General features: G+C 75.3%; 25 protein-coding genes. 8 read left to right on the top strand and 17 right to left on the bottom strand.

Going from position 1 to position 24,746, the window contains the following annotated elements:
* From OO57_RS22750 to OO57_RS22735, 4 genes are all read left to right on the top strand, one after another.
* On the top strand, window positions 1-588 hold the full coding sequence (locus tag OO57_RS22750) for a gamma carbonic anhydrase family protein (protein ID WP_051778102.1): 588 nt from the start codon (window positions 1-3) through the stop codon (window positions 586-588).
* Window positions 578-1,345: a transporter substrate-binding domain-containing protein gene (locus OO57_RS22745; RefSeq protein WP_033254450.1), complete on the top strand. Its 768-nt coding sequence runs from the start codon at window positions 578-580 to the stop codon at window positions 1,343-1,345. Before OO57_RS22750 ends, OO57_RS22745 begins: the two co-directional genes overlap by 11 nt.
* A gap of 101 nt (window positions 1,346-1,446) precedes the next feature.
* Window positions 1,447-1,902 (top strand): flavin reductase family protein, encoded by a 456-nt coding sequence (locus OO57_RS22740; protein ID WP_234337462.1) that lies wholly within the window; start codon window positions 1,447-1,449, stop codon window positions 1,900-1,902.
* Window positions 1,903-2,008: 106 nt separating this feature from the next.
* Window positions 2,009-3,304, top strand: coding sequence for a homoserine dehydrogenase (locus OO57_RS22735; protein ID WP_081973884.1), 1,296 nt, complete (start codon window positions 2,009-2,011; stop codon window positions 3,302-3,304).
* Window positions 3,305-3,363: 59 nt separating this feature from the next.
* On the opposite strand, the gene OO57_RS22730 is transcribed toward OO57_RS22735, so the two are convergent.
* A complete protein-coding gene (locus OO57_RS22730) occupies window positions 3,364-4,992 on the bottom strand; it encodes an ABC transporter permease (RefSeq protein ID WP_033254447.1) in 1,629 nt (542 codons plus the stop codon).
* A complete protein-coding gene (locus OO57_RS22725) occupies window positions 4,989-5,903 on the bottom strand; it encodes an ABC transporter ATP-binding protein (protein ID WP_033254446.1) in 915 nt (304 codons plus the stop codon). The genes OO57_RS22730 and OO57_RS22725 overlap by 4 nt, the downstream gene beginning before the upstream one ends.
* A gap of 102 nt (window positions 5,904-6,005) precedes the next feature.
* Between OO57_RS22725 and OO57_RS22720 the strand changes: the two genes are divergently transcribed.
* Complete coding sequence (locus OO57_RS22720) at window positions 6,006-6,500, top strand: GbsR/MarR family transcriptional regulator (protein ID WP_033254445.1); 495 nt, start codon at window positions 6,006-6,008, stop codon at window positions 6,498-6,500.
* A gap of 415 nt (window positions 6,501-6,915) precedes the next feature.
* On the opposite strand, the gene OO57_RS22715 is transcribed toward OO57_RS22720, so the two are convergent.
* Genes OO57_RS22715 through OO57_RS22705 form a run of 3 tightly spaced genes read right to left on the bottom strand, consistent with a single transcriptional unit; the run spans window position 6,916 to window position 10,237 of the window.
* Entirely contained in the window at window positions 6,916-8,004 is a 1,089-nt protein-coding gene (locus tag OO57_RS22715) for a TolB family protein (protein WP_234337461.1), read from the bottom strand.
* A gap of 22 nt (window positions 8,005-8,026) precedes the next feature.
* A complete protein-coding gene (locus tag OO57_RS22710) occupies window positions 8,027-9,337 on the bottom strand; it encodes an MFS transporter (RefSeq protein WP_033254444.1) in 1,311 nt (436 codons plus the stop codon).
* 6 nt (window positions 9,338-9,343) lie between these two features.
* Complete coding sequence (locus OO57_RS22705; protein WP_033254443.1) at window positions 9,344-10,237, bottom strand: alkaline phosphatase family protein; 894 nt, start codon at window positions 10,235-10,237, stop codon at window positions 9,344-9,346.
* A gap of 205 nt (window positions 10,238-10,442) precedes the next feature.
* Here OO57_RS22705 and cobC point away from each other — a divergent pair, with 205 nt between their 5' ends.
* Entirely contained in the window at window positions 10,443-11,978 is a 1,536-nt protein-coding gene (gene cobC, locus OO57_RS22700; RefSeq protein ID WP_418909907.1) for an Rv2231c family pyridoxal phosphate-dependent protein CobC, read from the top strand.
* Between the two features lie 229 nt (window positions 11,979-12,207).
* Here cobC and OO57_RS22695 read toward each other — a convergent pair whose 3' ends face one another.
* From OO57_RS22695 to OO57_RS22675, 5 genes are read right to left on the bottom strand one after another with little or no spacing between them, the layout of a single operon-like run.
* Window positions 12,208-12,984, bottom strand: a complete 777-nt coding sequence (locus tag OO57_RS22695; RefSeq protein WP_033254442.1) for an MOSC domain-containing protein — start codon at window positions 12,982-12,984, stop codon at window positions 12,208-12,210.
* Entirely contained in the window at window positions 12,981-13,517 is a 537-nt protein-coding gene (locus OO57_RS22690; RefSeq protein ID WP_081973879.1) for a hypothetical protein, read from the bottom strand. The genes OO57_RS22695 and OO57_RS22690 overlap by 4 nt, the downstream gene beginning before the upstream one ends.
* Window positions 13,514-14,674, bottom strand: coding sequence for a M48 family metalloprotease (locus OO57_RS22685; RefSeq protein ID WP_033254441.1), 1,161 nt, complete (start codon window positions 14,672-14,674; stop codon window positions 13,514-13,516). The genes OO57_RS22690 and OO57_RS22685 overlap by 4 nt, the downstream gene beginning before the upstream one ends.
* Before the next feature lie 29 nt (window positions 14,675-14,703).
* Complete coding sequence (locus tag OO57_RS22680) at window positions 14,704-15,636, bottom strand: MerR family transcriptional regulator (protein WP_033254459.1); 933 nt, start codon at window positions 15,634-15,636, stop codon at window positions 14,704-14,706.
* Window positions 15,615-16,031, bottom strand: a complete 417-nt coding sequence (locus OO57_RS22675; RefSeq protein WP_033254440.1) for a hypothetical protein — start codon at window positions 16,029-16,031, stop codon at window positions 15,615-15,617. The genes OO57_RS22680 and OO57_RS22675 overlap by 22 nt, the downstream gene beginning before the upstream one ends.
* A 164-nt stretch (window positions 16,032-16,195) precedes the next feature.
* On the opposite strand from OO57_RS22675, the gene OO57_RS22670 reads away from it, so the two are divergent.
* A complete protein-coding gene (locus OO57_RS22670) occupies window positions 16,196-16,957 on the top strand; it encodes a GNAT family N-acetyltransferase (protein WP_033254439.1) in 762 nt (253 codons plus the stop codon).
* A gap of 218 nt (window positions 16,958-17,175) precedes the next feature.
* Here the strand turns inward: OO57_RS22670 and glnII are convergent, their stop codons facing one another.
* The 6 genes from glnII to OO57_RS22640 all read right to left on the bottom strand — a co-directional run bounded on the left by glnII (window position 17,176) and on the right by OO57_RS22640 (window position 22,724).
* Complete coding sequence (gene glnII / locus OO57_RS22665) at window positions 17,176-18,198, bottom strand: glutamine synthetase GlnII (protein ID WP_033254438.1); 1,023 nt, start codon at window positions 18,196-18,198, stop codon at window positions 17,176-17,178.
* A gap of 246 nt (window positions 18,199-18,444) precedes the next feature.
* Window positions 18,445-19,392 (bottom strand): SCO1860 family LAETG-anchored protein, encoded by a 948-nt coding sequence (locus OO57_RS22660; protein ID WP_033254437.1) that lies wholly within the window; start codon window positions 19,390-19,392, stop codon window positions 18,445-18,447.
* Between the two features lie 358 nt (window positions 19,393-19,750).
* The gene (locus OO57_RS22655) at window positions 19,751-20,428 is read right to left on the bottom strand and encodes a uracil-DNA glycosylase (protein ID WP_051778100.1); all 678 of its coding nucleotides are present in this window, start codon (window positions 20,426-20,428) and stop codon (window positions 19,751-19,753) included.
* A gap of 46 nt (window positions 20,429-20,474) precedes the next feature.
* Window positions 20,475-21,062: a hypothetical protein gene (locus tag OO57_RS22650; RefSeq protein ID WP_158715193.1), complete on the bottom strand. Its 588-nt coding sequence runs from the start codon at window positions 21,060-21,062 to the stop codon at window positions 20,475-20,477.
* Window positions 21,063-21,080: 18 nt separating this feature from the next.
* Window positions 21,081-21,590, bottom strand: a complete 510-nt coding sequence (locus tag OO57_RS22645) for a hypothetical protein (RefSeq protein ID WP_158715192.1) — start codon at window positions 21,588-21,590, stop codon at window positions 21,081-21,083.
* Between the two features lie 48 nt (window positions 21,591-21,638).
* Window positions 21,639-22,724 (bottom strand): amidohydrolase family protein, encoded by a 1,086-nt coding sequence (locus OO57_RS22640; RefSeq protein WP_033254433.1) that lies wholly within the window; start codon window positions 22,722-22,724, stop codon window positions 21,639-21,641.
* A 163-nt stretch (window positions 22,725-22,887) separates the two neighbouring features.
* On the opposite strand from OO57_RS22640, the gene OO57_RS22635 reads away from it, so the two are divergent.
* Window positions 22,888-23,967 carry a pyridoxal-phosphate-dependent aminotransferase family protein gene (locus tag OO57_RS22635; protein WP_033254432.1) on the top strand — a complete coding sequence of 360 codons (1,080 nt, stop codon included), beginning with the start codon at window positions 22,888-22,890 and terminating at the stop codon, window positions 23,965-23,967.
* Between the two features lie 7 nt (window positions 23,968-23,974).
* Here the strand turns inward: OO57_RS22635 and OO57_RS22630 are convergent, their stop codons facing one another.
* Window positions 23,975-24,652: an SMI1/KNR4 family protein gene (locus OO57_RS22630; protein WP_051778099.1), complete on the bottom strand. Its 678-nt coding sequence runs from the start codon at window positions 24,650-24,652 to the stop codon at window positions 23,975-23,977.
* Window positions 24,653-24,746: the final 94 nt, after the last annotated feature.

The following is a 24,746-nucleotide window of genomic DNA, read 5'->3' as shown; positions in this document are numbered from 1 at the left end:
GTGCGGACGTACAGCTTCCAGGGCGTCCGGCCCAGGATCCACCCGAGCGTCTACGCCTTCGACGACGTGGTGGTGATCGGCGACGTCGAGATCGACGCGGACGTCAGCCTCTGGCCCGGGGTGACCGTCCGGGGCGACAAGGGCCCGGTCCGGATCGGCCGGGGGTCGAACGTGCAGGACCACGCCATGCTGCACTCCGACCCGGCGTACCCGCTGGTGCTCGGCACCGACGTCACGGTGGCGCACGGCGCGCTGCTGCACGGCTGCACCATCGGTTCCGGCACGGTGGTCGGGATCGGCGCGATCGTGCTCAACGGCGTTTCGGTCGGGGAGAGTTCGCGCGTCTCGGCGGGCGTGGTGCTCAGCGCCGGGCCGCGGTTCGGCCCGCGCAGCCTGATCGCGGGCAACCCGGCGACCGTCCTCATGACGCTCAGCGACAGCGACGTCGCGGTGCTCGACGAGACCGCGGCCGAGTACCGCGAGCTCGCCGACACCTACCGCACCGGGGTGCGGGAGGTCACGCTGCCGGGCCTCCCGACGGGGCGGTTCCACGGTTCGACGGACGGAGGGGGGAGCGGTGTTCGCTAGTCTCGCGGGCGGAAGCATCCGGATCGGGTTCCAGCGGAACACGCCGCCGTTCTCCTACTCGCCGACCGCCGGGTTCCGGCCGATCGGCTACTCGGTGGACCTGGCGGACCTGGTCCTCGCCCGGATCCACGGCGGCGCCGACCGGGTGCCGCCGGTGGAGGCGGTCGAGGTCACCTCCACCACCCGGGAGGGCCTGCTCGCCGCGGGCCGGATCGACCTGGAGTGCGGGTCGACCACCATCACGGACGAGCGCCGTCGGCACTTCGCCTTCAGCCGGCCGATCTTCCGCACCTCGCACCGGATCGCGGTGAAGGGCGACCCCGGCCCGGGGCTCCTGCGGGTGGTCGGCATCCGGGGTTCGACCAGCCAGGCCGCGCTGGAGTCCGAGCCGGACCCCGGGTTCGGGTACGCCTTCACCGGCGTGCCGTCGATCGGCGCCGCCCGCGACGCGTTCCTGTCCGACGACGGGGTCGACGCGATGGTGGCGGACGAGGTGATCCTCCGCTCCCTGCTGGCCGGGGCGGCCCGCCCCGACGTCCGGCTGCTGGACCTGCGGCTCGGCGGCGAGGACTACGGGTTCCTGCTGCGGCAGGACGACGGGGAGCTCCGGCGGGCGGTCGACGAGGCGCTCTCCGGCGTCCTCGGCTCGCCCGGGTACCGGACGCTGATCGACACCTGGTTCGCCGGGGAGCTGCCCGGGCTCGGATTCTCCCTGGAAATGGATCCGCGGGACCGAAGTTTCGTCTCGGAAAGCTGATCCGCTCGACTGCTGAAAACGGGGGTTTGCTCATGGCTGTCGGAAATTCGGTGACGGCGGAAAACGTCGGGTCCGAGTTGCGGGACGCATTCAAGGAGGTCATGGCGCGGGTGGCCACCCCGGTGTCGGTGGTGACCGCCACCGGCCCCGGCGGGGAGCCCTCCGGGGCGACCGTCAGCGCGTTCTCCTCGCTGTCGGTCGATCCGCCGATGGTCCTGGTGGCGCTGGACCGGCGCTCGCGCACGCTGGAGGCGATCCGCGCCTGCGGCGGCTTCGGCCTCAACGTGCTCGGGGCCGAACAGGACGGGCTGGCACTGTCGTTCGCGGCCAGGTCGGCGACCGACAAGTTCGCCGGGGTGGAGTGGCGGCCGGACCGCGGCCTCCCGCGGATCGTGCGGGCGCCGGCCTGGATCGCCGCCACCGCGGTCGACCTGGTCGACGGCGGCGACCACGTCATCATCCTGGGCCGGGTGGAGTCGGCGGAGCTGTCCGGCAGCGAGCCCCCGCTGGTCTACTACCGCAGGAGTTTCGGGACCCACCGGCCGAACCCCCGCTGACCGCGCATTGCCCGACCCGGAGGCCCGCCCGGCCTTTCGTCTCGAAATCTGAGAAGCCTCCGGCATTCCGTTTATTGAAAGATTGCAGGTGTGTATGGTGTCCGCCATGGGAAATGTTGTCAGGGTGGGACTGCTGGGGTGCGGAACTGTCGGGGAGGCGTTCGCCGAATTGCTCGTCGAACGGCTCGCCGCCGTCGAGGACGTGACGGGAATCCCCCTGGAGCTCACGCGGATCGCGGTCCGCGACCCGGGCAAGCCCCGGTCGGCGGGCATCGCCGCGGAGCTGTTCACGGGTGACCCGTACGACGTCGTCAAGGCCGAGGACATCGACATCGTCGTCGAGCTGATCGGCGGTGTCACCCCGGCCCGCGAGCTGATCCTGACCGCCCTGGAGGCGGGCAAGCCCGTCGTCACCGCCAACAAGGAGCTGGTGGCGGCGGCCGGTCCCGAGCTGTACGCGGCGGCGGACCGGGGCGGCGTCGACTTCTTCTTCGAGGCCGCCGCGGTCGCCGCGGTGCCGATCCTGCGCCCGATCCGCGAGTCGCTGGCCGGCGAGGAGATCACCCGGGTCGCCGGCATCGTCAACGGCACCACCAACTACATCCTCACCCGGATGATGGGCGAGAACCTGGCCTTCGACGAGGTGCTGGCCGACGCCCAGGCCCTCGGGTACGCCGAGCCCGACCCGACCGCCGACGTGACCGGCGCCGACGCCGCGTCCAAGCTGGCGATCCTGTCCTCCCTGGCGTTCAACCAGTCGGTGGCCGCCGACGACGTCCCGCGCGAGGGCATCGTCGACCTCGACCGGGTGGACTTCGAGCTGGCCGCGCAGTTCGGCTACGTGATCAAGCTGCTGGCGGTCGCCGACCGCTTCCCGGCGGAGGACGGCGGCCCCGGGCAGGTGGGCGTCCAGGTCTTCCCCGCCCTGGTCGAGCGCGACCACCCACTGGCCACCGTCCGGGGCAGCTTCAACGCGGTGTTCGTCAACACCGACGCCGCCGGTGAGCTGATGTTCTACGGGCGCGGCGCGGGCCCCCGCCCGTCGGCCTCCTCGATCCTGGGCGACGTCATAGCCGCCGCCGACCACCTGCAGCGCGGCACCCACCGCAAGGTCCCGGTGGGCGCCCCCGCCGCCATCCGGCCGACGGAGGACCTGGTCTACTCGTTCTACATCCGCACCGAGGTCGTGGAGGCGCCCGGTGTGCTGTCCGAGGTGACCGGGGTGTTCGGACGGCACGGCGTGTCCATCCAGCAGGTGGACCAGGACGGCTCGGAGTCGCAGGCGCGGGTCGTCTTCGTCACCTTCCCCGCGACCGAGCGCGCGCTGAACGGCGCGCTGGACGAACTGCGCCTCCTCGGGCACGTGCGCTCCATCGGCCGGGTGCTGCGGATCTACAAGTAGCCGGAGAGCGGAACCGGACGGCGGCGGGCCCGGGGGGTCCGCCGCCGTCCGGCGTTCCGTCAGCCCAGGTCGCGGCGGCGCAGCCCGGCGAGGGCGGCGGCCGTGGTGAGGGCGGTCAGGGCGGTGATCCAGAGCAGCGGCGCGGCGTCGAGGCGGCCTCCGGGCAGGTGCGGGAGGTGGCTGAACGGGGACAGGTCCAGGACGCCCTGCGGGAGCCGGAGGATCGGGCCGAGCCAGGCGACCAGCACGAACACGCCGAACCCGGTCCAGCCAGCGGCCGCCAGGTGCGGCAGCAGGGCGTACCCGGCGAGGGCGACGGCCGCGGTGAGCCAGACCGCGGGCAGTTGGACGAGCGCCGCGCCGAGCATCCGGCCGACCGCCGTCCCGGTGCCGTGGCCCAGCGCCAGGCCCTCGGCCAGGCCCGCGGTGAGGCCCGCGGCGGCCAGCAGCAGGGCGGTGCCGAGCAGCGGGAAGAGCAGGTGCCCGGCGGCCCAGCGCAGGCGGGAGACGGCGCCCGCGAGGACGGGCTCGGCCCGGCCGGAGACCTCCTCGGCGCGCATCCGCAGCACCGCCTGGACGGCGTACACGGCGGCGACCATGCCGAACACGGTGGCGATGCTGGACAGGTAGGCGTCCAGCACGCCCTGCTGCCCGCCCATCCGGGCCAGCACCTCGGCCATCTGCCGGTTGTCGCCGATCAGGTCGACGACGCCCTTGGCGACGCCGCCGAAGACCGCACCGGCGGCGGCGAGGGCCAGCGCCCAGCCGAGCAGCGGGCCGCGCTGCAGGCGGCGGGCCAGGGCGGCGGCGCTCGCCAGCGCGGGCGGGGCGGCGGCGGGGCCGGGGCGCTGCGGGAGCAGCCCGGCGCCGAGGTCGCGGCGGGCGACCAGGGTGCGGGCCAGGGCGGTCAGCAGGGCGGCCCCGGCGAGCGGCAGCAGCAGCACCCACCAGCGGTCGTCGGCGAACGCGCGGACCTGCTCGGACCAGCCGATCGGGGAGAGCCAGCTGATCCAGGAGGCGCCGGTGCCCGCGTCGCCGATCGCGCGCAGCACGAAGGCGGCGCCGACGGCCGCTCCGGCCAGGCCGTTGGCGGCCCGGGCGGTCTCGGCGAGCTGGGCGGCGACGGCGGCCAGGGCGGCGAAGAACAGGCCCGCGGTGCCGAGCGCGAGGCCGAACGCGAGGGATCCTGCGGCGCCCTGACCGGCCGCCAGCAGGGCGGCGGTGACCAGGGCGGCCAGGGCGGCGTTGGCGGTGAGCGCGGCGGCGAGGGCGGCGGTGAGCGGGGCCCGGCGGCCGACGGCGCCCGCGCCGACCAGCTCCAGGCGGCCGTCCTCCTCCTCGGCGCGGGTGTGCCGGACGACCAGCAGGGTCGACATCAGGGCGGCCAGCACCGCCCCGAACACGCCCATCCGCCAGGCGGTCAGGCCGCCGGTGGTGGAGCCGTCGAAGACCGGGCCGTACAGGGCGCGCAGCGAGCCGTTGCCGTCGATGCCGGCCGCGAAGGTCCGCCGGGAGGCCTCGTCGGCGTACAGCGTGCGGAAGGAGAAGACGGTGGAGGCGACCATCGCGGTGCCGATGTACACCCACACCGGGAGGGCGATCCGGTCGCGGCGCAGGGCGAGGCGGTAGAGGACGCCGGTGCCGGTGAGGTCGTGCCCGCCGGGGGCGCGCAGGGCCTGGCCGCTCATCGGACGACCGCCGCCGCCGACGGTTCGGTGGCGCCGCCGTCGCCCTCGTAGTGGCGGAGGAAGAGCTCCTCCAGGGTGGGCGGGCGGCTGGTGAGGGTGCGCAGGCCGACGGCGTTGAGCGCGGTGAGGAGTTCGCCGAGCCGGTCGGTGTCGACCTGGCAGCGCAGCCGGTGGCCGTCGACGGCCAGGTCGTGGACGTAGTCGGGGCGGGGCGGGGGTCCGGCGAGTTCGGCGTCGATCGAGGTGCGGGTGAGGTGCCGCAGGTCGGCGAGGGTGCCGGTCTCCACGGTGCGGCCGGCCCGGATGATCGAGACCCGGTCGCAGAGGGCCTCCACCTCGGACAGGATGTGGCTGGAGAGCAGCACGGTGGCGCCGCGGTCGCGGGCCTCGGTGACGCAGTCGCGGAAGACCTCCTCCATCAGCGGGTCCAGTCCGGAGGTCGGCTCGTCCAGGATCAGCAGGTCGACGTCGGAGGCGAACGCGGCGACTAGGGCGACCTTCTGCCGGTTGCCCTTGGAGTAGGTGCGGCCCTTCTTGGTCGGGTCGAGCTCGAAGCGCTCCAGCAGCGCCGCCCGGCGGGCCGGGTCCAGTCCGCCGCGCAGCCGCCCGAGCAGGTCGATCGCCTCCCCGCCGGAGAGGTTGCGCCACAGCGTCACGTCGCCGGGGACGTAGGCGAGCCGGCGGTGCAGCGGCACCGCGTCCCGCCAGGGGTCGCCGCCGAGCAGGACGGCGGTGCCGGAGTCGGCGCGCAGCAGGCCGAGCAGGACGCGGATGGTGGTGGACTTGCCGGAGCCGTTGGGCCCCAGGAACCCGTGGACCTCGCCCTGCTCGACCGTGAGGTCCAAGCCGTCCAGGGCGCGGGTGCGGCCGAAGGTCTTGACCAGGCCGGACACCGAGATGGCGGTTGTCATGGGATCGAAGCTACTCTGGTTTCACAGATTCGTGAAGTTACTGAAAGCCCTGGATCTCCACGGGTGCCGGGGGTGCCGGGGCGGCGGCGGAAGGCGGGCGGCGTGGGCGAGGCGGACGGGGCGGACGACGGGGCCGGGCGGCGGGATCCGGCGGTGGTGGCCGAGTTCGTGGAGCGGTTCGCCGCCGTACTGGTGGACGCCGGGTTCCCGCGGATGCCCGCCCGGGTGTTCACCGCCCTGCTGACCTCCGACTCCGGGCGGCTCACCTCCGCCGAGCTGGGCGAACTGCTGCAGGTCTCCCCCGCCGCGGTGTCCGGCGCGGTCCGCTACCTGGTGCACGTCGACCTGGTCGGCCGGGAGCGCGAGCCCGGCTCCCGCCGCGACCGCTACCGCGTCCACGACCACGTCTGGTACGAGGCCACCGCCAACCGGGACCGCACCCTGGCCCGCTGGGAGACCGGCCTGACCGAGGGCATCGCGGCGCTCGGCCCGGACACCCCGGCCGGGCAGCGGCTCGCCGAGTCGCTGGAGTTCTTCGCCTTCCTGCGGGAGGAGCTGCCGCAGCTGATGGAGCGCTGGCGCGCCCGGCGCGCCTGACGCTCCGTCAACTCCCCTGCCGGGCAGGCACACCTGGCGGCCCACGGCCCAGTGCCGGGCGGCGCCGGGGTCGGGGGCGCCCTCGACCGGGTTCTGCCGACCACCGCGTACGCCGGTTTCCGTCCCGCTCCAGGACGGTGGCGCGGACCGCGTCGGACCCGGCGGGGCCGAGCCCCGGCGTCAGCGCGACGGCGAGCCCGGCCCCGACCCGGCCGGGCGTGGTGCGGAAGTCGAACCTGCCGGCCGCCGGGCCACCGCGCCGCCCGCCAGGCGGCCGCCGAGCAGCACCGGCAGCGGGTGGGGCGTCCGGCGCCGGTGCCCGCGGGCGGGTGCCTGCCGGGCCGGGTCGCCTCCCCTCTTCCGCCCCTGGAACGGGAGTTCGACCGCGCACGGCACTCCCGTCATGATCGGGATGTCACCCCAGGTAGGCGGGGGCGACCGCGGAGCGCACCAGGACGGCGGGGGTGCCGGTGCCGTCGGCGGGCACCGTCCACAGGTCGGAGCCGTAGTCGCCGGGCATCGAGTAGAGCAGGGTGCGGTCGTCGGCCCACAGCGCCTGGTCGTCGATGTTGCGCTGCTCGGCGGTCGCGGTCTCGGTCATGGTGGCGAGGTCGAGCACGTACAGCCGCCAGGGCGCGGCCGGGTCGGCGCCGTCCACCCGCTTCTTGTAGGCGACGCGGGTGCCGTCCGGGGAGAGCGAGGGGCACTCGACGTTCTGGTGCAGGGTGGTGAGGGTGCGGGCGGCGAGGTCGCCCCGGACCAGGTAGGTCCGGCCGCCGGTGGCGACCGTCGCGTAGAAGCTGCTGTCGTCGGCGAAGGTGACGCCCCAGACGTTGACGTCGGAGGCCTGCACCTGGTGCCCGTCCCTGAGCACCCGGAAGTCCTCCAGGTTGTCGTAGAACTGCCGGTTGCGGGTGTCGACGATCGCGGTGCGGGTGGAGAAGTCCGTGCCCGCGTACGAGTCGCCGCTGACGAACACCGTCCAGCCGACCAGGTGCCCGGACGGGGAGACCCGGGCCCGGGTCGGGATGCCCGGCGCGGGGAAGCGCTCGACCTCGTGCAGCGAGGCGTCCAGCACCGAGGCGTGGTACGTGTCGTCCAGGGCGCCGTGCTCGGCCTGCAGGCAGATGCCGGTGCCCGCGGCGGCGTGGAAGCGCAGGCACTTGACGCCGGACGCGGTGCGCGGGCCGTCCGGGTCGTCGGCGGGCACCGCGGCGATCTCGTCGCGGTGCGGCCCCCAGGCGAGGTTGCGCAGCAGCAGGCGGCGGCCGCCCGCCACGCCCGCGTCCAGCGTGAGCGTGCCCTCGTGGACCGGCGGCCCGCCCGCCTGTTCCCGGTCGCGCCGGTCGGAGCGGTCCGCGGCGTACCGGACGGCGGCGGTGCCGACCCCGGCCAGCAGCAGCACGGCGGCCAGCAGCACGAGGAGCTTGCGGCGCAGCGGGGAGGGCCCGTCCGGGGCGGGCGCCTCCTCGGAGACGGGGGCGGCGGGGGCGGGAGCGGTCATCGGGGGCCCTCCGGGTGGGTGTTCAGCGGGTGGCGGCGGGGGTCGCGGGGGTCGCGGGGCGGAGCAGCAGGGTGGCGGCGAGGGCGGTCACGGCGAGGGCCGCCGCGGTGGCGGCGAGCGCGGGGCGGGGGCCCCACAGCGACCAGGCGGCGCCGAAGGCCAGCGAGCAGGCGAAGCGGGCCAGGGCCTGCCCGGTGCCGACCAGGGCCTGTCCGGCGCCCTGCTGCCCGTCGGGGACGGTCGCGGCGGTGGCGGCGGCCAGGACGCCGTCGGTGGCGGCGTAGAAGGTGCCGTGCAGCAGCAGGACGGCCGCGGCGGCGGGCACCCCGTGCAGCGGGGACAGCACGACGGCGTAGCCGCCCAGCAGGGCGGCGTGGCCGAGCAGGAACAGGGTGCGGCGGCCGATCCGGTCGGCGACCAGGCCGAGCGGGACGGCGAGCAGCAGGAACACCGCGGCGGTGCCCAGCGGCAGCAGCGGGAACAGGTGTGCGGGCAGGTCGAGTTCGCGCTGCAGCAGCAGGTAGAGGAAGGAGTCGCTGACGGTGGTCAGGCCGAGCAGCACGGCCGCCAGGGCGAGCCGGCGCAGCGCGGGCCGGCGCAGCAGCGCCAGGGCGTCGCGCAGCGTGGGCCCGGGCGCGGCCGGGTCGGCTGCCGGGAGGCCGGCCCGGGTGATCCGGCCGGGGACGAACAGCACCAGCAGCAGCACGCCGAGCACCGCGACGCAGCCGGAGACCGTGAACACCGCGCCGTAGCCGGCCCGTTCGGCCCGGTCGTCGGTGATCCGCAGCACCGCGAAGGCCAGCAGCGGGCCGATCAGCGCGCCGGTGGTGTCCATCGCGCGGTGCACGCCGAACGCCCGGCCGCGGTGCTCGGGCGCGGTCGCCAGCGAGATCATCGCGTCCCGCGGGGCGGTGCGCAGGCCCTTGCCGGTGCGGTCGACCGCCAGGACGGCGCCGATCATCGGCAGGGTGTGGACGAGCAGCAGCAGCGGCTTGCACAGCGCCGACAGGCCGTAGCCGAGCCCGGCGACCAGCTTGTGGCCGCGGCCGCCGCGGTCGGCGGCGTGGCCGCCGAGCAGCCGCACCAGCGCGCCGACGCCGTTGTTGATGCCGTCGAGCAGGCCGAAGCCGAGCGGGGACAGGCCCAGCGCGCTGACCACGTACAGGGGCAGGACCGCGCCGACCATCTCGGAGGAGACGTCGGTGACCAGGCTGACCGCGCCGAGCGCGAACACGGTGCCCGGGACGGCGGCGGCCCGCCGCCCCGGACCGGAGTCCGGGGCGGCGTCCGCGGCGCGGTCACTCTTCGTGGAGCGGGCGTCCGCGAGGTACATCGGGCGTCAGTTCCAGATGCCGGTGATGTCGGAGGCGGAGGCGGCGTTGCCCGCGTGGGTGGTCAGGCCCGCCAGGTCCTCCAGGGTGCGCAGCACGTTGTAGTGGTTGTAGGTGGTGGAGGTGCTGGAGCCCGGGGTGACGTGCTGGCCGTAGAACACGGTCGGGATCCGGTTGCCGGAGAGGCTGTTGTCCTCGTCGAAGGTGACGACCAGGATGCTGTTGTGGGTCTGCGCCCAGGTCGCGTAGGCGCCCAGGTTGTTCTTGATCCAGTTGTCGCCGGTGGTCACCGAGCAGTCGTGCATGTCGTTGCACAGGTTCGGCACCACGAAGGAGACCTTCGGCAGCTGGGTGTAGTCGGTCGGGAACTGCGCCATCGTGTACGCGGTGTTGGTCGGCACGTTGGAGAAGCCGAACCACGGGTTGTGCTTCTGCGCGTACTTGGTGCTGGAGTTGGAGCAGACGGTGGAGCCCTGGCTGGGCAGGCCCTCGTTGTACGAGCCCCAGGTCTTGCCCGCGGCGATCAGCTCGGAGGCCAGGTTGGCGGCCCCCTTCGAGCCGACGCCCACGCAACTGTCGTCCGTGCGGCCCTGGTTGGAGCCGGAGAACAGCATGTAGTAGTTCGGCTCCGACGGGTGGGTCAGGCCGTAGGACTGGGTCAGGTTGGCGCCGCCCGCCTTGAGCGTGTTGTTCAGGTACGGGGCGCTGGAGCTGCCGACGACCTGGCTGTACGCGTGGTTCTCCATCACCACGACGACCACGTGGTCGGGGGCCGGCAGGCCGGCGGCCTGCGCGGTCGAACCGGTGGCGGCCCACAGGCCGAGGGAGGCGGCGGTCAGGGCGACGGTGCTGCCGATCGCGGTCAGCCGGCGCTTGGCGCGGCTGCTGAGCTGAACGGACATGGCGGAAGGTCCTCCGGAGCGGGGGGAGTGCCGGACAGGGGTGGTGGAGCGCCCGAAACGCTAGGGCGGGGTCCGTGGCCGCCGAGTGCTGCGCGACATGAAGAAAAGGCGAACGGTTGGCTGTGCAACTCCGGCCCGCCGGCGCTTTTCGGCCAGCCGGGCGACGCTTCTCACACCTGTCCCGATTGACCCTGCTCGGACGGACATGGTGGGATTCCCACGGCCCGGCGGCAGCCCCGGCACGGGCCCGCACGGAGCACAGCGGACAGGGAGGGCCGGGCATCACGTGGACGGCGCACCCCGCACCCCGGCACGCGCCCCCCGCCTGGTGCTCGGCCTCGGACTGCGCCGCGGCACCCCCGCCGCCGAACTGCTCCGCGCCGCCGACGCGGCCCTCGCCGCGCACGGTCTCGACCGCACCGCCGTCGCCCTGGTCGCCACCCTCGACAGCAAACTGTTCGAACCCGGACTGCACGCCGCCGCCCGGGAGTTGGGCGTCCCGCTGACCGGCCACCCGGCCGCCGTGCTGGCCGCCGCCGGGGCCCCCGGCGGCTCCGCCCGGGTCGCCGCCGCCGTCGGCACCCCCAGCGTCGCCGAGGCCGCCGCCCTCGCCTCGGCCGGGCCCGGCGCACGCCTGCTCGCGCCGCGCACCGCCACCGCCGCGGCCACCGCGGCGCTCGCCGCCCCACCTCCAGGAGGACAACAGGTGAACCAGCAGCCCGATCTGCGCCATCACGGCGACGCCGAAGTGCGCTCCGCCGGGCTGGTCGACCTCGCCGTCAACGTCCGCACCGGCACCCCGCCGCCCTGGCTGCACGCCCACCTCGCCGCCACCCTCGCCGACCTCGCCGCCTACCCCGACGGCACCGCCGCCCGCGCCGCCGTCGCCGCCCGGCACGGCCGCCCCGCCGACGAGGTCCTGCTCACCGCGGGCGCCGCCGAGGCCTTCGTCCTGCTCGCCCGCGTCCTGCGGCCGCGCCGCGCGACCGTCGTGCACCCCCAGTTCACCGAGCCCGAAGCGGCCCTGCGCGACGCCGGACACCCCGTCCACCGCGTCCTCCTCACCCCGGAGCAGGGCTTCCGCCTGCCGCCCGGGGCCGTGCCCGAGGACGCCGACCTGGTGGTGGTCGGCAACCCCACCAACCCCACCTCCATCCTGCACCCCGCCGCCGCGCTCGCCGACCTGGCCCGGCCCGGCCGCACCCTGGTCGTCGACGAGGCCTTCATCGACACCGACCCGGGCGAGAGCCAGAGCCTGGCCGCCGTCCGCGACCTGCCCGGCGACGTCGTCGTCCTGCGCAGCCTCACCAAGACCTGGGGCCTGGCCGGGCTGCGCATCGGCTACCTGCTCGCCCCCGCACCCCTGGTCGCCGACCTCGCCGCCGCCCAGCCGCTGTGGCCCGTCTCGACCCCCGCCCTCGCCGCCGCCGAGGTCTGCTCGGCCCCCGCCGCCCTCGCCGAGGCCGACCGGGCCGCCCGCACCACCGCCGCCCACCGCGCCCACCTGCTGGCCGGCCTCGCCACCGTCCCCGGGCTGCGCGTCCACGGCGCCCCCGCCACGTCCTTCGTCCTCGTCCACCTCCCCGGCGCCGCCGCCGTCCGCGCCCGCCTCCGCGAAGCCGGCTACGCCGTCCGCCGCGGCGACACCTTCCCCGGCCTCGGCCCCGACTGGCTCCGCCTCGCCGTGCGCGACCCGGCCACCACGGACGCCTTCCTGGCCGCCCTGCACAAGGCCCTCTGAACCGGGGCGCGCGTTCAGGGGCTCGGGGAGAACGGCGGGATGCGCCATCAGGGGCTCGGGGAACGGCGGGTCCGAGCTGCTGCCGGCCGGAGCCCATCGGTGTGTCCGTGCTGCTTCGGGACGCCTGAACGGAACCCGGAGCCACCGCACGCACGAGCGGTGAACCGCCGGCAGCCCCGAGCCCGCCGTTCCCCGGACCCCTGAAGGGGCCCCCGGATGGTGCTCCGTCTCAGTGGAGCGTGACCGTGTCCCCCACCTCCACCACCCCCGGGCTGAGGACCTGCGCGTAGGCGCCCAGGCACGGCAGGGGCGGCATCCCGGGCAGCGGCCGGACCCGGTTCTCCCGGGCGGGGCGGCGCAGGGCCTCCGGGTCGGCGGGGAGGGTGCCGTGCGGGAGGGTGGGGACCGCGCAGCGGGGGGTGGCGGCGATGACGCGCAGCCGCAGGTCGGGCCCGACGGCGAGTTCGCGGCCGGTCCAGGCGTTCTCCGCGTACGGCTCGCCGTCGTGGCCGATCACCAGGTTGGGACGGTAGCGGGCGGCGGGGGCGCCGGCCAGGCTCGCGGTGGTGACCAGGTGCAGCGGGGCGAAGTCGAAGAAGCTGCCGGGTTCCGCCGCGGAGCCGAACTCCTGTTCCGGGGAGTCGACTTCGGCGTCGATCCCGGCGGCGAGCACCTGCTCGGGCACCGAGCGGCGCAGCACCGCGCCCGGCGGCCGTTCGTCGATCAGCCGGACGGGGCGGCCGAGCAGTGCGGAGATCCCGGCGTCGTCGAGCACGGCCCCGTCCGGTCCGGTGATCCGCACGCCGCCGCCGACCGTCCGCGCGCGGAGCGTGAGCAGGCGGCGCCAGGCCCGGGGCTCCTTCGCGCTGGCGATCCGGCCGTCGACGAGGTCGAGCAGGGCGTACCGCCGGTCCCCGTCGAGGCCGCGCCCGTCGATCCGGGCTCGGGTGGCCTCCTCCCCCAGCAGCGATTTGACGGGGTGGCGGTGCAGGGCGGTGACGATCAACTCGCGTTCTCCTCGGCCCAGTCGGTGAGTACGGCGAAGTCGGCGGGCTGCAGGCCGCACCGGTGGTCGACGGTCAGGGTGAGCGCGGGGGCGGGGTGGTGGGCGGCGATCCAGGCGGCGTCCCGCGGGGAGGTCTCGTCGTCGACCCAGGCGAAGGGGCGCCCGGCGGCCCAGGCGACCAGGTGGCGGGTCTTCCAGTGCAGGTCGTCGGGGTCGCCGTGGTGCATGGACGGCCAGTCGACGTACGGGAGTTCGGGCAGGCCGAGGAGCGGGGCGAGGTGCTGGTTGGCCTCGTCCTTCCAGGTGGTGGCCCAGACCAGTTCGTAGGGCAGGGCGCGCAGCGCGGGCCCGTGCCCGGGGTGGAGCCAGACCCGCAGCGGCCCGGGGTTTCGGATGCCCGCGGCGCGTTGGCGCTGCTGCCAGCTCCGCACGGGGAGGCGGTGGGTGAGGTAGCCCTCGGGGCGGCGGTGGGGGCGGCCGACGTACGGGGCGAGCGGGCCGTCGACGTCGAGCATCAGCAGGGGGCGGGTCACCGGGCCTCCCGGGCGGCGAGCCAGCTGCGGGCGGCGGCGATCCGGCGGCCGGTGCTGGGGTGGGTGGCGAGGAGCAGTTCGACGGCGCGCGGCGGGTAGGGGTCGGCGACGTTGGCGACCGCGAGGCGGCGCTGCATGGCGATGAACTGCCGCGCGTCGCCGGTGAGTTCGAGCGCGTGCCGGTCGGCACGGGCTTCGACGCGGCGGCTGGCGGCGCACTGCACGGGGGTGCTGAGCGCGCCGAGCAGGGCGGCGAGGGCGGCGAGCAGCGGCAGGGAGCGCGGGTCCTGGACGTCGGTGGCGCCGGCCGCGTCGAGCAGCGGCCGCCAGGCGAGGAGCGCGGCCAGGACGGGGACCACCAGGGCCGCGCCGAGGGCGCCGAGGGTGGTGCCGGTGGCGACGTCCCGGTGCTTGACGTGGCCGAGTTCGTGGGCGGCGACGAGCTCGACCTCGCGCGGCTCGGCGGTGGAGAGCAGGGTGTCGTAGACGACGATCCGCCGGGTCGGGCCGAAGCCGGAGACGTAGGCGTTCAGCGCGGTGGTGCGGCGGGAGGCGTCGGCGACCAGCACGTCGCGCACCGCGATGCCGTCGCGGCGGGCCAACTCCAGCAGGGCGGTGCGCAGTTCGCCTTCGGGCAGCGGGGTGAAGCGGTTGAACAGCGGCTCGAAGACCAGCGGGTGCAGGAAGGACAGGGCGACGGTCAGCAGCGCGGCGGCGGCCGCGGCCGGGATCCACCAGCGGTCGGGCGAGCGGCCGATCAGCGCGTACAGGCCGAGCGCGAGCGGCAGGAACAGGGCGAGGGCGACGGCGGTGCCGCGCAGCACGTCCGCCGCCCAGCCGGACCAGCCCTGGGTGACCAGGCCGTACCGGGCGGAGACGGCCCGCACCCGGGCCGAGAACGGGAGCGTCACCGCCCGGCCGAGCAGCACCAGCGCCGCACCGCCCGCCAACACCTCGGCCGCCCAGCTGCCGCCGAACCAGCCGCCGACCGCGCCGACCAGGCCCGCCCCGGCCGCGGTGAACCCGAGGACGGCACTCAGCACGAGCGAGGCCAGCTGCCCGCCCAGCGCCCACGGCAGCCGGGCCCGGCGCAGCGCGCGGCCGCGGGCCAGCTCCTGCGGGGTGAAGTCGGCGTCGGTGGACGCGGTGTCAGCCATGGGCCCAGCCTAGGGCGCCCCGCACCCGGTTATCCGGCTGCCCGCAGCGCGGCCGTGAACCAGGCGGACACGGGGGCGAGTTCGGGCGGGGCGGGCCAGCCGTTGATCCGGGCCAGCAGTGACCAGTAGCGCTCGACCCGGGGGTCGGTGGCGACCTCCAGGCGGCGCAGGATCCACCCGCGCAGGGCGGCGTCGTCCGGGCGGTCGAACACCTCGGCGTAGCGGGCGGTGAGACCGGCCACCACCGCGGCCGCGGCGGGGGCGTCGGGGGCGGTGCCCGCGGCGAGCGCGGCGGTGACCGCCTCCCGCACCCGTTCGGTGAGCTCGTGGTGCAGGCCGGTGGTGTCGCCCTCGGCGCGCTGCTCGGCCTGGTAGGCGGCCATCCGGCGGACGGCGGCCCGGAAGTCCCGGTCGCGGGTGAGTTCGGCGAGTTCGACCCAGGCGGTGACCTGGTCGGCGCTCGGGTCCTCGGGGAGGTCGGGCACGGCCGCGCGCAGCAGCGCGACGAGTTCGGGGTTGGCGTCGGCGGTGCCGAAGGTGTCGTCGAGGAACTCCTCGATCAGCTGCCGCCGTTCGTCGGCGGACAGCCGTAGCAGTCGGTGCATCAGTGCGGTCTCCTCGGGGTCGGTTCCGCGGGCGGCCACGGTGCGCAGCACGGCGCGCTGCCGGCGCAGCGTGCGGATCTGCAGGTCCAGCGCATCGGCGTGCGCCCGGGCCACCTCGGCGAGGCTCTCCTCGCGTTCCAGGACCCGCCGCACCGCGTCCAGCCCGAGGCCCAACTCGCGCAGTGTGCGGACGAGTTCGAGCCGGGCCAGGGCCTCGGCGCCGTAGCGCCGGTAGCCTGCGGCGGTGCGGTCGGTGGACGGCACCAGGCCGGTGTCCGAGTAGTACCTGATGGTCTTCACCGTCAGCCCGGTGCGCCGCGCCAGCGCGCCGATCGTCAGCAGCCCGTCGTCGTCCATGCCCGCCACCCTGCCGTCTCCCCCGGCGGGAGACTCAAGCCGCGGCGGGGCGGGCGGCGCACGCTGCCGTCCGCCCCGCCGCGGGGCGATCCGATCCGCAGTCGGAGCGTCTTGCCGGGGTCGCTGCTCTCACCCGGTCCCACGGCGAAGTCGTCCTCCGGGTTGCCGTACCCCCAGGCGCCGGATTCGTCCACGTTCGTGATCACTTCGCGGACCGGGGTCCCCGCCCGCCCCTCCCCGAACATCGCGCGCCGGATCCCGATGTCGTACGGGATCACCTGCCGCCGGGCCGCGTCGTTGGCCGGCCGCCCGTCCGTCGGCCCGGGCATCCGCACGCAGGAGGTCCGCAGCAGGGTGACCGCGGCGGCCGCGACCGCCGCCTTCAGGTCTCGCAAGGTCGTTCTTCCACCCGTCCGGTGCGTGCGCCCGGGCCCTCCGGCGGCGCGGCCGGATCGTAGCGAGTCCAACGCCCTTGGCACGAAAGGGTTTTCCCTCCTCCCGACGGGCCGGGGCGACAAACCACTCGAACCGGGCGGGGCGGTCGGCCTACGATGGCCCGATGGTCGAGGAGAGCCTGCGGGTCGCCCTGGAGTTCCGTCGCGCCTTCGCCCGCCGACAGGCCGCCGAGGTGGTGGAACTGCCGGGCGGCTTCGGGGTGTTGAGCAAGGAGTTCGGGTACTCGCACGAGCACAACCAGCTGGTGCTGGACGCGCCGCCGAGCGGGACGGACGTGGCGGGGCTGGCCGAGGAGGTGCTCGGACACCTGGGGCACCGGCGGATCTCGGTGTTCGACGACGCGTCCGCGCTGGCCCTCGCCCCGGGGCTGGTAGCCGCCGGGTACCGGCACGAGACCGAGGTGGTGATGGTCCACCGCGGCCCGGTCCCGCCCGGCGGCGGCGCCGGGCCGGTCGCGCTGGTCGAGCTGGCCCCGGCCCTGGAACGGCAGTGGCGCTGCTGGCTGCCGTGGGCCGCGGACGAGTCGATCGCCCAGCTGGTGGGCCGCCGCACCGCGCGCGCCGCGGGCGCCGAACGGGTGCTGACGCTCGCCGCCCGGGACGTCGACGGCGAGTTCGGCTCCTGGGCCGACCTGTACCAGGACGCCGCGGGCACCGCCCAGATCGAGGACCTGGCCACCGCCGAGGACCGCCAGCGCCGCGGCCTGGCCGACGCCGTCCTCGCCACCGCCCTGCGACTGGCCGCCGACCGCTCCCCCGACGGCCTGCGCTTCCTGGTCGCCGACGCCGAGGACTGGCCCCAGCAGTGGTACGCCCGGCGCGGCTTCACCCCCGTCGGCCGCACGCACGGCTTCGTCCGGATGTGAGGCCCGGGCGCCCCCGCGGACCCGCCCCCACACCCCGCCCGCCGCACACCCGGCCGCCGCCGACCGTGAGGCGTACGACACACCGCCGTCAAACACCGGCCCGCTGTGAGGCGTACGACACACCGCCGTCAAACACCGGTAACCCCGCCCGGGAACGGCGACGCCCGCCGTCCCCCTCGCGGGGACCGGCGGGCGCTGCCGTGCGGGTACGGGGCGGATCAGACCTGGCCGGCCTTCTCCAGGGCCTCGCAGCAGGTGTTGACCAGCAGGCGGGTGACCACGTACGGGTCGATGTTCGCGTTCGGGCGGCGGTCCTCGATGTAGCCCTTCTGCTCCACCTCGACCTGCCACGGGATGCGGACCGAGGCGCCGCGGTTGGACACGCCGTAGGAGTAGACGTTCCACGGGGCGGTCTCGTGCTTGCCGGTCAGGCGGGACTGGATGTCGTCACCGTACTGGTTGACGTGCTCCATGACCTTCTCCTGCGAGGCACCGAGCGACTCGCAGGCGGTGATGATGGCGTCGTAGCCCTCGCGCATCGCCTTGGTCGAGAAGTTGGTGTGCGCACCCGCGCCGTTCCAGTCGCCCCTGGCCGGCTTGGCGTCGAGGGTGGCGTCGATGCCGAACTCCTCGGAGGTGCGGTAGAGCAGGTAGCGGGCGATCCACAGGTCGTCCGAGACGGTCAGCGCGTCGACGGGGCCGATCTGGAACTCCCACTGACCGGGCATGACCTCGGCGTTGATGCCGCAGATCGCCAGGCCGGCGTCGATGCAGCGGTCGAGGTGCAGCTCGACGATCTCGCGACCGAAGACCTCCTCGGCGCCGACGCCGCAGTAGTAGCCGCCCTGCGGGGCCGGGTAGCCGCCCTCCGGGAAGCCGAGCGGGCGGGAGCCCTTGAAGAAGGTGTACTCCTGCTCGATGCCGAAGATCGCCTCCTGCGCGGCGTACTTCTCGGCGACCTCGCGCAGCGCGGCGCGGGTGTTGGTGACGTGCGCCTCACCGTTGGTCTCGAACACCTCGCACAGGACGAGGATGTTGTCACCGCCGCGGATCGGGTCCTTGACGACCTTCACCGGCTCCAGCACGCGGTCCGAGGCGTGGCCCTCGGCCTGGTTGGTCGACGAGCCGTCGAAGCCCCAGGTGGGGATCTTGTCGGCGTTCGGCAGCACCCGAGTCTTGGAGCGGAGCTTCGCGGTGGGCTTGGTTCCGTCGATCCAGATGTACTCGGCCTTGATCGCCATCGCGGTGATCCTCACTGCTCGGGTGGTGGGTGCCCGCGTAGCGTCGCAAGCCGCCGTTTCCCGGTTGTTCCTCCTATGTAACGCCCATGTGAACCAACGGTCCGCAGCGGTGCGTTCACCCTCGGAGAAGGCGCGTCTCGCGATGCGAACGCAGTTCTGGGACGGAAGGTGCGGAACGGGCGGGCGGGCCGACCACCGCGCCGGCCGACCGCGCCGGGCGCCCCGCGCGGGCGCCCGGCGCGTCCGTCAGCGGTGCCGGGCGTGCGCCGCCCGCCGCCGCCGCGTCATCCACACCGCGGCACCACCGGCCACCAGCAGCGTCCCGCCGCCCGCGGCCAGCACCGTCGTCCCGTTCGATCCGGTGTACGCCAGCTCCTGCCCCTCCGCCTTCGGCACCGCCCGGTTCTGCGCGGACGCCGGGGCCGGGGCCGCCGGGGAGGAGGCCGGGGGCGAGGAGACCGCGGCGGCCGGGGCGACCGCCGCGACCGGCTTCTCGCAGGACACCGAGGCGACCGTCACGGTGCCGTTCACCTTCGCCACGTTCAGGTTCAGCGGGTTCAGCGCGATCTTGACCTCCAGCGCGGAGGCCGCCGCCCTGCTGCTGGTGACCGTCTTCTTCGCGAACTCGACGTCCACCGAACCGATCGCCGGAACGTCCACGTGGGTCGGCGAGTTGAGGCCCACCGTCACCGACCTGCCCAGCACCGTCAGCTTCGCCGGGGCGACGACGTCGGCCGTCGGCTGCCCGTCCACCGGGCAGTTCGCCTGGGCGCTCATCGCCTCCAGCCCGAGCAGCGTGGTCAGCGGCAGGCCCGGCACGTGCACGTCGGCGTCCACCAGCTTCACGGACGCCGAGGCCAGCTTCTCGTCCGCCTTGGCGACCGACCGCCCCACCTCCGCCTTCACCAGCGTCACCGGCCGCCCGCCGTCCACCCCGTCGACCTTGGCGGTCAGCATCGCGCCGTCCCGCTGCGCGGGCGACTCGACCCGGTTCAGCGACACGTCGACCGGCACGTCCACCGCGTTCAGCAGCGTCACGTCCAGGCTCAGCCCGGCCGTCACCGCGCTCGCCCTCCCCGGCTTGGCGGGCGTACCGGCGGCGGCATCGGCGGCCGAGGCCGAGGAGACCGGCAGCCCCACCGCGAGGGCGGACACCACCAGGGCCGACGCGGCGACCGAACGCAGAACAGACATGACAGGAAACCCCCACACGTGGTGAACGGCAGAGCGCACCCACGACCTCACCCGGCGCACCGCACGGGGAGGGGACTCGCGCTCTCGACTCCCGCCAGTCTCTTCGAACAGCGCGTCACTCCAGCAACACGCAGCGTCATTTCACTCCTTCGGGTGAGGTTGACGCTCTGGAGTGACCATTTCCGGAAGCAATCCGGCCCCAGAGGAACCCTTCCCCCCGACATCGGAACCACCGGAACCACCGGAACCACCGCACCCACCGCAGCCGCGCGGGGCGGTGCACCGCACGGCTGCGGGGCCGAACGCGGCGGCCACCCGGATCGCGGCGGCCACCCGGATGCGGCGTCGACCCGAGGAGCTAGGGCAGCCGCCAGTCGACGGGCTGGCCGCCCTGGCGCACCAGCAGGTCGTTGGCCTTGCTGAACGGGCGGGAGCCGAAGAAGCCGCTGCTCGCCGAGTACGGGCTGGGGTGCGGCGATTCGATGCTGGGCACCTGGCCGAGCCACGGCCGCAGCTCGCGGGCGTCGCGCCCCCACAGGATCGCGACGAGCGGGCCGCCGCGGGCGGCGAGCGCCTTGATGGCCTGTTCGGTGACGGCCTCCCAGCCCTTCCCGCGGTGGCCGTTGGTCTTGCGGGTCTGGGTGGTGAGGGCCCGGTTGAGCAGCAGGACGCCCTGGTCCGCCCACGGGGTGAGGTCGCCGTTGGAGGGCGCCGGGAGGCCGAGGTCCTGGCAGTACTCCTGGTAGATGTTGACCAGGCTGGGCGGCACCGGCCGGACGTCGGGCGCGACGGAGAAGCTGAGGCCGACGGCGTGCCCCGGCGTCGGGTACGGGTCCTGCCCGACGATCAGCACCCGGACGTCCGCGAACGGCTGCTGGAACGCCCGCAGGACCTGCGGGCCGGGCGGCAGGTAGGACCGGCCCGCCGCGATCTCGGCGCGCAGGAAGTCACCCATCGCGGCGACCTGTCCGGCGACCGGCTCAAGGGCCTGGGCCCAGCCGGGTTCAACAACTTCGTGCAAGGGTCGAGCAGCCATGACGGAAGCCTATCGGCCGCACTGACAACCGGAGTTCGCGAGCCCCTCAGGACCGGTCCCCGCCGAACCGGAACGGCACGCCGAGCGCGGCAGCGGCCTGCCGGCCGAGGAGTTCGGCGGCCACCTCGACGGGCCGCCGGTGCGCGGCCCGGGGGTCGTCGCGCAGGCAGCGGTCGGCGGTGTCGGCGTCCACGACGGCCAGTTCGACGTCCTCTGCCTCCCCCACCGCGACCACCCGGACCAGCCGACCCCGGGCGCCGTACCCGCCCCGGCGCGCCTCGACGGCGACGACCGGCCGCCGGAACAGGCCCACCCGGCGGACCATCGTCCACCGGTCCACCCCCAGCCCGGCGGGCGGGCGCACCGCGGCGGCCCGCGCCGCGACGATCGCCGCCGCCTGCGCCAGGCTCACCCCGGACCGTCCTCCCGCGACCGCCAGCACGCCCACCGCCCCGCTCCCGCCGCCCCGCACCGAGTCGTCCACCCGCTCGCGCAGTTCGGCAGGCAGCGTCTCCCACCAGGCGAACGCCTCCTCGTCCGTCAGCCCCGCCGCCTGCTCGGCGCCGCCCTCGGCGGCCACCTCCAGCCGGAGGACCACCGGCCCGCCCCTGTCGTGCTCCCCGGGTTCTGCCATGGCGCAATGGTTCCCCGTTCAGCCCCCGCCGACGCCGCGGAACGGCACGCCGAGCGCGGCGGCGGCCTGCCGGCCGAGCCACTCGGCGGCGGCCTCGGCGGGTGGGCGGCCGTCGGCGGGCTCGCCGGGGCGCAGGTAGCGGGCGGCGGTGCCGGCGTCCACGACGGTCAGCACCTGTCTGCCGTCCGCGCCGGTCACCGTCAGTTCGACGCCCTCCGCGGAGCGGACCGCCTCGACGGCGAGGACCGGCCCGTCCACCCCGGCGACCCGCCCGGTGAGCGCCTCGGCGTCCGCGAGGGGGTCGGGCGGGGCGGGCGGCAGGCGCCCCTCGATGATTGCCCGTCCCAGCGGGATGCCGATGCTGCTGTCCGCCTCCCGCAGCAGCCCGAACGCGCGGGCGTACCGCTCCTGGCCCAGCTCCGCGTCGACCCGCTCGCGCACCTCGGCGGGCAGCGCCGCCCAGCGGGCCGCCGCCCCGTCCGTCAGGGCCGCCGCCGGCGCGGGGCCGCGCTCGGGCTCGCTCGTCACCACGGCGTCACCAGCAGCGTCCTCACCACCGCACCACCCACGGCGTCCTCACACCACCCGCCCGTTGAGCACCACGTGCGCGGGCGCGGCGAGCACCCGCAGGTCGGTGCGCGGGTCGGCCTCGTAGAGGACGAGGTCGGCGGGGGCGCCCTCGGTGAGGCCGGGGCGGCCGAGCCACGCGCGGGCGGACCAGGTGGTGGCGGCGAGGGCTTCGAGGGGGGTGAGCCCGGCCTTGGTGAGTTCGAGGGCCTCCTCGGCGACCAGGCCGTGGGCGAGCGAGCCGCCCGCGTCGGTGCCGACGTAGATCGGGATGCCCGCGTCGTGCGCGGCGCCCACCGTCTCGTAGCGGCGGGCGTGCAGCCGTCGCATGTGGGCGGACCAGGCGGGGAACTTGGCCTCGCCGCCGAGGGCGAGCCGGGGGAAGGTGGCGATGTTGACGAGGGTGGGGACGATCGCGACGCCGCGTTCGACGAAGGCGGGGATCAGGTCCTCGGTGAGGCCGGTGGCGTGCTCGACGCAGTCGATCCCGGCGGCGAGCAGGTCGGGCAGGGAGTCGGCGGCGAAGCAGTGCGCGGTGACCCGGGCGCCTTCGGCGTGGGCGGCGGCGATGGCTTCGGCGAGGGCGTCGCCGGGCCAGCAGGCGGTGAGGTCGCCCGCGTCGCGGTCGATCCAGTCGCCGACGAGCTTGACCCAGCCGTCGCCGCGCCGGGCCTCGGCGGCGGCGTAGGCGGCGAGGTCGCCGGGTTCGATCTCGTGGGCGTAGTTGCGGATGTAGCGGCGGGTGCGGGCGATGTGCCGACCGGCCCGGATGATCTTCGGGAGGTCGTCGCGGTCGTCGATCCAGCGGGTGTCGGCGGCGGACCCGGCGTCGCGGATCAGCAGGGTCCCGGCGTCCCGGTCGGTGCGCGCCTGCTTCTCGCTGGTGTCGCGGTCGACGGCGCCGTGCGCGTCCAGGCCGACGTGGCAGTGGGCGTCGACCAGGCCGGGCAGGGCCCAGCCGGTGAGGGTGGCGGACGGTTCGGCGGCGGGGCGTTCGAAGGTCACCCGCCCGTCCACGGCCCAGAGTTCGTCCCGGACGTCGTCGGGGCCGACCAGCACCCGGCCCTTGATGTGCAGCACCGCACGCTCTGTCATGCCTGGCACTGTACTCGGCGCCGTCCACGGGTCTCCGGGCGTCCTGCGGCAGACTGTTCGACCGCGTCCACGGACCTCCGGGCGTTCTGCGGCAGACTGTTCGGCGGCGACCCTCCGCCCGCCGGGACGGCCCGGCGCCCGCCGTACCGAAAGGTCCTTCCGGATGCTGCTCGACCTTCCCCCGATGACCGCCGACCGGTTCGCCGCGATCGAGGACGGGGTGGCGGCGCTGCTGCGCACCCGCAACGACGTGATCGTCACCCAGGGCGAGGCGCTGCTGCCGCTGGAGGCGGCGATCAAGGGCGCGGCGCACCCCGGTTCGACCGCGCTGAACGTGGTCACCGGCCCGTACGGGCAGACCTTCGGCGGCTGGCTGCGCGACGCCGGGGCGAAGGTGGTCGACCTGACGGTGCCGTACGACTCCGCGGTGGGCGCCGAGCAGGTCGCGGCGGCGCTGGACGAGCACCCGGAGATCGACTTCGTGTCGCTGGTGCACGCCGAGGCGGCGACCGGCAACACCAACCCGGTCGCGGCGGTCGCCGAGGTGGTGCGGCAGCACGGCGCGCTGCTGATGCTGGACGCGGTGGCCTCGGTGGCCGCCGAGCCGCTGCTCACCGACGAGTGGGGCGTCGACCTGTGCGTGATCGGCGGGCAGAAGGCGATGGGCGGCCCGGCGGGCGTCTCGGCGGTGTCGGTGAGCGAGCGGGCCTGGCAGCGGATCGCCGCGAACCCGGCCGCGCCGCGCCGCTCCTACCTCTCCCTGCTGGACTGGAAGGAGCGCTGGACCGACGCCGGTCGCACCCAGCTCCCGCACGCCCCGGCCCAGTTGGAGATGCTCGCACTGGAGGAGTGCCTGGCCGCGATCGAGTCCGAGACGCTGGACGCGGTCATCGCCCGCCACCGCGCCGCAGCCACCGCCACCCGCGCGGGCGTCCTCGCCCTGGGCACCCTCGCCCCGTACGTCCTGCGCGCCGAGCACGCCGCCCCGGTCGCCACCACGCTGCGCACCCCCCTGGGCACGAACGCGGCCGAGCTGGCCGCCGAAGTGCGGCGCCGCGCCCCGCAGTTGCCCGTCCAGGCGGGCGGCGCACTGGCCGCCACCATGCTCCGCCTCAACCACTACGGCCCGGCCGCCAACCCGGAGACCGTCATCGCCGCCCTGGAGCTCCTCGCCGAGGCCACCGGCGCCCCGGCCGCGGCGGCGGTCGCGGCGGCCACCGAGGCCTGGGAGCAAGCGATCTGACGGTGCGTCAGTAGTTGTTCCAGCTGACCGGCAGCTCCTCGCACAGCTCTTCGAGCACCTCCTCGCTGACCGCCCGCATCGCCGTCCAGAAGCCGCCCTGGAGCGCCAGCAGGGCGTCCGGGCGGGCGAAGAGACGGGTGTCGACGCCGGGTTCGTACAGCTGGGGCAGTTCGGTCCAGTCGACCAGGTCGGCCGGGTCGACCTCGCCCGCGTCCACGTACGCGTCCTCGTCGAGCAGCGGCTCGGTGAGGACGACGGCCAGGCACTCCACGGAGAACCTGGCCGTCCACGGGGTGGTCTCCGGGTCGGCGGCGTCCGGCCAGACGACGGTCGGCGGGTCGTCCTGGCCGAGGGCGGCGAGCGGGATTCCCCAGTAGGCGCAGCTCTGGTTCTCCACCCGGTACACCAGGCAGCCCCGGTCGACGTACAGCTCGGCGGGCGGCAGCAGGGTGTCCTGGTTGCCGGTGAGGTCCGGCCGGTTGCCGACCAGCCGGTGCGCCTCGCACAGCGCGGCGGGCAGGCGCAGGCCCAACCTGGCCTCGGCGGCGTCGAGTTCGGCGTCGGTGCAGCCGTCCTCGGGGCGCAGCGGGGCACCCCAGAAGGCGGCGATCTCGGCGATCAGCCGCCAGGCGGCGGCGCGGTCGGCGAGCGCGGCGGGCAGGTCGCGGGCGAGGTCGAGCGTCATGCGGGGCATGGTAGCCCCGGGCGCGGACAGGGTTCGGCCGCCGGTGGCCCGCCGTTCACCGGGCGGGCGGGCGGTGGACGCCCGGGCGGTCTTG

This window comes from Kitasatospora phosalacinea (genome assembly GCF_000717185.1).
GTDB lineage: Bacteria > Actinomycetota > Actinomycetes > Streptomycetales > Streptomycetaceae > Kitasatospora > Kitasatospora phosalacinea_A.
Note: the sequence above shows the minus strand (reverse complement) of the source record. Positions and strands in the feature narration are given on the sequence as shown.